At 52.2% G+C, this 7,752-nt stretch carries 4 protein-coding genes; all 4 read left to right on the top strand.

Annotated elements, in window-relative coordinates; translation table 11 throughout:
- Window positions 1-6 precede the first annotated feature (6 nt).
- The 4 genes from ACJJI1_RS20010 (at window position 7) to ACJJI1_RS19995 (ending at window position 7,746) form a co-directional block, all read left to right on the top strand.
- The gene (locus ACJJI1_RS20010; RefSeq protein WP_444957773.1) at window positions 7-2,280 is read left to right on the top strand and encodes a class I SAM-dependent methyltransferase; all 2,274 of its coding nucleotides are present in this window, start codon (window positions 7-9) and stop codon (window positions 2,278-2,280) included.
- A complete protein-coding gene (locus ACJJI1_RS20005; protein ID WP_444908236.1) occupies window positions 2,270-3,376 on the top strand; it encodes a Gfo/Idh/MocA family oxidoreductase in 1,107 nt (368 codons plus the stop codon). The genes ACJJI1_RS20010 and ACJJI1_RS20005 overlap by 11 nt, the downstream gene beginning before the upstream one ends.
- Before the next feature lie 75 nt (window positions 3,377-3,451).
- A complete protein-coding gene (locus ACJJI1_RS20000; protein ID WP_444957772.1) occupies window positions 3,452-4,339 on the top strand; it encodes an ABC transporter ATP-binding protein in 888 nt (295 codons plus the stop codon).
- On the top strand, window positions 4,336-7,746 hold the full coding sequence (locus ACJJI1_RS19995) for an ABC transporter permease (protein WP_444957771.1): 3,411 nt from the start codon (window positions 4,336-4,338) through the stop codon (window positions 7,744-7,746). Before ACJJI1_RS20000 ends, ACJJI1_RS19995 begins: the two co-directional genes overlap by 4 nt.
- Window positions 7,747-7,752 lie beyond the last annotated feature (6 nt).

Below are 7,752 nucleotides of genomic sequence, written 5' to 3'. Positions count from 1 at the left end.
ACTGTGATGAAAATAGAAGCAATAGCAGCAAATATTTTAAGTGGTTTGGAACAGTTGGGTGAATATCCCGCATTATCACTTGAAGGCTGTGACTGGAGTGGCAGTCAGGTGCTGACTTGGACTGGTTCCGTGGTTGCAAAGCTCAATGAGCAGCTTGCAGAACAGGGCTCACAGCGAGGCAAAACACTACTCTGGCAAGCTGATAATTCTGGGAATGGGTTGCCTCTGCTGATGCACCTGGTGGCACTAAGGCTGGGCATCGGGTTTGAACTTGTGCCTGAGGCGAACCCAGAGAAGGATTGCTTGACCTTAGAGGTACAAATCCCGAATGCGTTAGAAGGCCATCGAGGTGAGTTTTCGGTATTGCTGGCAGAAAACACCACCGTGGAGACAAACCTGACCTTACTCGAAGCGCAGCAAGAAGCTTTGGGGCCTATTCAGGGAAAGGTCGCCGTATTTTCTCCGCTCAATGAATTTGCTCGCTTTGGTATTTTCGCAGCATGGAGTTGTGGGCTACCTGTGCGATTGCAGGACCCCGCTATCAACCCAGCTAAAGCGCTGGTTGCTCTGGAGCGTTCAGGGTTTTCCGGTGTGGTATTGACGTCAACTTTGCTAAAAGGCTTGGCCGCACACCCGGCATTGGCCTTGACCAATCTCAAAAGCCTGCAATGCCTTTTGTATGAAACCGATGTCTTGCTATCACAATCTCTGTTGCGGGATATTCAACGCTTATTGGCAAACGATATTTCCGGTTGGGTCTGTACCGATAAAGGTATAGAACCCGTTGCAAAGGTCCAGCAAGCCCAGACCCAAAAGCTTGCGACTCTTGTCGAAAGTGTGGCGAAACACCCTGCGGTCGCCAGCTCCGTGACAATTCCCCTTGCTGGAGAGAATCGCTGGGCGGTCTTTGCGCAGCCCAAAATGCAGGCAGAGGCCAGTAACCTTGATATGACAGGGTTGTTCGCGCGAATTAATACCGAGCTGGATGCGGAATTTGCCCATATTGATTTGGAACATGCGGTAAAGGTAACGGAACAACTTAACGCTACTGCTTTGCTATCCATGCTGAATGCTTTCAGCCACCTGGGATTGTTTTGCGATCGACATTCAGTACACAGCTTAGCGGAAATACTTGAAGCCCCTCCGGTGGCTCAGCAGCACCGAGCTTTGATCAAGCGCTGGATCAAGGTTTTACAGGAGCAGCAGTTACTTCGTACTGATGGCGAGTATTGGTCGCCAGAGGTAGATCCAGACAGCTACAGTGATGCTGCCTTGGCTCTAGCATGGACTCGGCTGGAACAGGAATGGCGGATGCTGTCTGGAGCCAGTAAAACGATCGATTACGCCCGCGCTAACGCGGAACAATTACCGGATCTAATTCGGGGCAAAGTCCAGGCTGTGCACCTGCTGTTCCCCCGTGGTAGCACTGAGTTGGCGAGTGCGCTTTACCGGGAGGGTATAGCGGCCAGGTACCAGCAGCATTCAGTAAGAGCTTTATTGAAGTCCATCTTAAATAATTGGGAAGGGCAGCAACAGACTCTGAAAATATTGGAAGTTGGTGCTGGCACTGGGTCGACTACCCAGGCTCTACTGCCAGTGTTGGATGGTGTCAGTGGCCATATCAACTTTGAATACCAGTTTACGGATATCTCTGCGGCTTTTCTCGATAGCTTTTTCGCAAAACATGGGGATCAGGAGCAGCGCCCCTGGTTGCACCGTGGATTGTTTGATATTGATCGTTCACCGCGCAGCCAGGGATTTTCCCCCAATAGCTTCGATGTAATTATTGCTGGTGGTGTTTTTAACGCCGCCCGCGACACAGATGCATCATTGCGCAGGGCAGCCGAGTTATTGCGCCCTGGTGGTTGGTTCATTATGACGGAGCCAACCAGTGAGGAGTTCTGGGTGATGGCATCACAGGCGTTTATGTTGGTGGATGCCGTCGATGAGCGCACAGATACCGGTGCAACCTTTCTGTCACTTTCTCAATGGCACAATGCCTTGGATGCTGCCGGCTTACAGCTGGTCATGGATTTGCCTGTCTCCGAACACCCTTTGTCCAGGCAAGGGCATCGCTTCTTTGCCTGTAGAGCCAAGCAACATCAAATGCGACTGTCAGCAGATTGCCTGGCCGAATATCTCGATCACTTTAAGTCAGAAATTTATATCGAAGTTTTGGACAAATTGCCTTTGACTCTTGAGGGGCAGATAGATAAGGACCAATTAGAGAAATGGGCCGTGTCCATGGCTGAAAACCGAGGAGAGTCAAATGGGAATTGATAACCGCAAGCGGGTTGTCGTTGCAGGGACAGGTTTTGGTCGTATTTATCTCGAAGCCCTGACATCGTCCAGACTACCCGGCCGAGAATATTTTGAACTCTCTGGATTATTGGCTCGTGGCAGTGATTATTCCAGGAGCTGTGCCGAGCAATATGGAGTACCGCTCTATACCGAGGCAGAGCAGGTCCCCGATGATATTGATATTGTGTGTGTTGTTGTGCGTTCTGGTGCAACCGGGGGCGAGGGTTCTGAAATAGCACAATCGTTTCTTAAACGAGGCATTCATGTATTGCAGGAGCATCCGGTCCACACCAAGGAAATTACCGCCAACCTGCTAGCTGCAAAGCAGGGGAATTCGGCCTATGCCGTTAACACCCTCTACCCCAATTTGCGCCCCACCAGGCAGTTCCTGGCTGCGGCAGAATACTTGCGTCGGCACCAGCGCCTGGAAATGATCGATGCTATTTGCAACAGCCAGATGGCCTATCCGCTATTGGATGTTATTGGTCGTGCAGTGGGCGGGCTTCGCCCCTGGTCTTTTAGCGAGCCGGTGCAACCAGAGGGCCATCCTTTTCAAAGTCTGTCGGCTACCTTTGGTGGTGTGCCCATGACTTTGCGTATTCAGAATCAGGTTCATCCACAGGACCCTGATAATCATTCACTGCTATTACATCGGCTTGCTATAGGTGGCGAGGCTGGGGTTTTGACTTTGACTGATACTCACGGCCCCGTGCTCTGGAATCCCAGGTTGCATTCACCAAGGGACCAAACCGGCCGGCTTATTTTAAAGGGCGAGGGTACAGAGCGGCTGGCCGTTCCCAGCATGGTTACCCTGGGCGATACGGAAATGCGTAGTTACCACGATATTTTTGCCCTCACTTGGCCGGAGGCGGTTATTGAGGCTCTGCATTCGCTTTGTACTGATATCGCACAACCCGAGAAGCGCAAGCAAAGTGGTCAATGGGCATTGAGTGTCTCAATGGCGTGGAGTGATTTAACGGCCCGAATCGGTATGCCGACGTTGATCCAGCCAGGGGAACCGGAGCCGGTATCAGTGCAGGCGCTCGCGGATATTGTCGGTCAGGCTTGCGACTAGAGTTTTAAGAAAACACGAACAGTACAAAAAAAGTGATTACGGAATTTTTACTTATAAAACGGGTTAGGAGGAGAGATGCAAAATCAATCAGGGTTGATCGTCGAAGGGCTCTTTAAGACTTATAAAAACGGGGTGAAAGCACTAAACGGTGTTGATTTGGAAGTTGGCCCCGGCATGTACGGATTACTTGGGCCTAATGGTGCCGGGAAAAGTAGTTTGATGCGTACTTTGGCCACTCTGCAAACACCAGATAGTGGTCGGATTATGCTGGATGGTGTGGATGTGCTGGCAAACCCGGACTTTATGCGCAGTAAACTGGGCTATTTGCCGCAACATATCGGCGCCTATCCTGGAATTGCGGCGCGGTCATTGCTGGAGCGTTTTGCCTGGCTCAAAGGCTTCACCGAAACAAGCGCAAGGCGCCGTGAAGTGGATAGGCTATTGGAGCAGGTCAATTTGGCCGATGTAGCCGATCGAGCCGTATCAACCTATTCCGGCGGTATGCTGCGTCGTTTTGGTATTGCCATTGCATTGATTGGCGAGCCGCGCCTGATCATCGTTGACGAGCCAACCGCTGGCCTGGACCCGGCTGAACGCAATCGCTTTCACTGTGTTTTGGCGGATGTCGCAGCGGATGCCATTGTATTGCTCTCTACTCATATTGTTGAAGATATCGAAAACCTGTGCCAGCGCCTGGCCATATTGGCCTCAGGGCGCATTGTCGTTGAGGGGACAGCCCCGGAAGTGACTGCGCCCCATAAAGACAAGATGTGGCAAGCACTGATTCCCCGTGGCGAATCACTTCCCGCATCCCTGCACAATATTGCCAGACCCGATGGTACCCAGGTAATCGTACACGGGGAAAAACCCGCAGACTCTCGTTTTACTGCCCACACGCCTCGCCTGGAAGATATTTATCATCTGGCTATTGAGCAGGTAAAAGACCAGCGGGAGGCTGCATGAACAAGCTGGCGCTTATTGCCGATGAGGCAAAGCTGGAGATAAGAGCCGGATTTAGCAGCGGCATCGTGGCTTTGGCCTTCTGGGGGCTGGTAATCTACCTGCTTCTGAATTTGGTCAATGCCGACTATATGCAGAAAATGGGGGCCACAGATATTCCCCGGAACTCACCGTCACTCATTTACCTGATGGGTGCGGGATGTATGTTCTTTCAGTTTTTTGCCTGGGCCTGGGTTTTCTCGCAGCCTATTTTGCGGGACCGCAAAGCCAGTCTGCATGAAGTGATCTATACAACACCGAATTCCCTGAGCGTGATGCTTTGGGGGCGGTTTCTTGGCGCTGCGGTAATAGGAGCCATATTAAGTGCATCTGCGCTGGTAGGGTTTTTGGTCTCGCCGGTATTGGTGTGGATGGGCTTGCTTCCCGAAACAGCGATTGGCCCAGCGCCCTGGAAAGCCCTTGGATTTGCATGGATCTGGTTACAGATTCCCGCGAGCATCGGTATTGGCGCTCTGTATTTTGTCGCTACGCTGCGAACCCGCAGCCTGGCCGGTCCTTTTGGACTCGCAGCGGCTTTAATGATGTTGTGGATGTTTGCTGTGATCGTTCTTCGGGGTGGCAATATTAATCCGCAGCTGGCTGCGGTAATGGACCCCTCGCTATTTATTTTCGTTTATACGGAGGTTACTTCCTGGACACCTCTGCAAAAATCAACCTCGCTATTGCCGTTTACTTTGGGTTCGGTACTGAATCGAATTCTATGGTGTCTTGTTCCTTTGCTTGCCTTGGCGGCTTGCCTGAAATACTTGCGAAGGGAAACACTGGTACTGGAAGGGGCTGCCAAACCTGCCCGGGCGAAGGCCGCTAAAAAGGCAGCCACTCGCAAGGTTAAAGATTTCTCTCCATCTAAGCCCGATACCGCATCGGTTGGCCGCTCCCTGCGTCAACTCATGCTGGAAGCCCGCTGGAGATTATTTCACGTATGGAGTAGTCGCGCTTGGTGGGTCGGTGTTGCGGTCCTGGTAATAATGGGGGTGGCTAGCTCGTTTACCCAGATCATCTGGCACGCTGAAGGGCCTATGGCACCGCGCTTGGAAATGCTATTGCCGCTTCTCAAGGATGTTATTTTCCTGGTTATTGCTTTTGTAATCGCCGCATTGACTGGCTTGGTGTGCCGCAGGGATCAGGTGCCCGGGTTTGACGACATGCTGTCTGCAACCCCCGCGCCCGACTACACACGATTATTTGGCGTTGCCCTTACCGTATTCGCCATGACGGTGCTGTTGGCCCTGTTGCCGGGTCTATCGGGCATTATTGCTGTGCTTCTCACCGCTCCGGCATCTGTCGATATCGTACAGGCGTTCACTTATCAATTGCTGATAGTGACAGCTCCTTTATTGGAGTTGTCGATGATGGTGCTTTTGGTGCATGCATTGTTCCGCCATGCGGGCTTTGCCTATTCCATGTCAATGTTTGTGACCTTTATTCTGGTCCTCAATCATGAGCTGGAGCTGGTGCATTACCCGCCCTATGAAGTGGGTATCACTGCTCATATTCAACTGTCAGCACTCAGTGGTTGGGAACCCTGGTTCGGTTATTTATTGGCCTTGGATGGATTTAAAGTTGCGCTTGCCCTATTGATGATCGGCCTGGCCGCTCTTTTGATTCCCCGTGGACTGGATAGCCGCATGTCTCAGGGTTTTGCCCTGATACGTTCACGCCTTATGGCCCCTCAGGGCGCCCTGGTGGCTTGTTCTGCTTTATTTCTTCTCGGTCTCGGTTCTGTATTGGGAGATAGGCTGGTAGTGCAGGGCGGATATCAATCACCAGAGCAACTCAAACAAGAAGATGCCCTCTGGGAATCTTATTGGCTGCCGAAAGCGAGTGGGTTTGAGGTGTCCGGTGGTGAATTGAATATCAATATCAACCCGGATAACCAAACAGTAGAAGGTGAGTGGTTATTCCATAAAGTTCATGTCGAAGGGCAGGGCTTGCAGTTTGAATTACCCCACGGATTTGTATTGGTTAAGGCCTTAGTGGGCGGGCGTGAAGTCACACCGGATCAGCGTTACGACCATATGTCGCTGCCAATATCAGGCTGCTCTGAACAGGGTTGTAACATCAAACTGTTGTGGCAAATGACGGCGCCGGGGTGGTCCGCAGAGGGAGAGCCCTCAGGGCTAACTGCCAGTGGAGTCTGGTTACAAGCGAGCGATATTGTTCCGCGTATCGGTGTTGACCCCGAGCGTATCTTGCGTGTGTCAGCGGAACGTGAAGCGCTGGGCTTGAACCCTGAGTTCAGCCTGCCGGCTTCACAACTGGCCACAACCCTTGAGGGCGCGGCCCCATCGGGGGACTGGCGCTGGCAGATCCAAATCCAACGGGATGATAAAAATGTCTTTAGTGAGCAGGGGAGCACTCATGGCCCCTTGGATTTCTCCATTCAATGGGCACCCAATACGAAACTAGCGGTATTCGATGGGTTTGATGTTTCCCATGATTCCGATCGCTCAAATATGGTTTCTGCCATTGCTAAAGACGTTGGGCAGATGCAGGCCTGCGTGAGCCAGCGGCTGGGTACTGATATCGAAATTAAACGGATTGCCCAATGGCCAAGAGGACTTGGAGAGACACGGGCCAGCGGTAATTTGCTGCAATTGTCCGAGGGGCCTCATTGGGATATTGCCGATGAAGGTACAGGGCGTTGGCTGCGGCGGGTCGATATCGCCCGAGCTTTGGCCCGCCAGCATTTACTGGAAAGTTCGGACATACGACGTATTGCCGGCTCCGCGTGGCTCAGCGATGGAGTTTCCGGAGCGATTGGCCTGCTTTGTGTAGCGGAAATCGATGGCATCGAAGTGCTTGATGATGTGCTGGTTCGATACTCCGATAAGACGACCAGAGACTTGGCTGGCAGTGAGGTACCCGTTGAGCGCTTGAGCACCGCACCGATTTCCGGTTGGACTCGCTACTATGCGCCGGTGGCCGCACTGGACTGGACGCTTCTGCAATCTCCTGAGTCCCTGTCCGCGTTACTCGATGACATCAAGCAGCAGAAGAATATTGAAAATGTACTGAGCGCTTATGTCGGTGAGACACGGACGCAAAATATGCTCGGGGCTCCTCTTTCATCAGCTCTAACGGTCGAGTACCTGGAGTCCGGTCAAATACGCCTGGACGGACAGCGTTGGCGCTGGGAGAAGGGTGGATGGCAGCCGGTCGCACAAACGGCCAGCTACCGTTTGCTAGCCGATATCAATGAGTTGGATTCCGAGGTCATCAATGGAAAAACGCTGATTGAGCGTCTGCCCTCGGAGAAAGTTCTAGCGCTGGATATCTGGCCTTCCTATCAGCGGGACCCTGCACAGAATTTACTGGCTGAGAGTTCTGAAGTATCGAATATCAATTAATAGCCT

This window comes from Microbulbifer maximicatervae (SeqCode) (assembly GCF_052467065.1).
The sequence above is the reverse complement of the archived record's forward strand: the minus strand, read 5'-3'. Positions and strand labels throughout refer to the sequence as shown.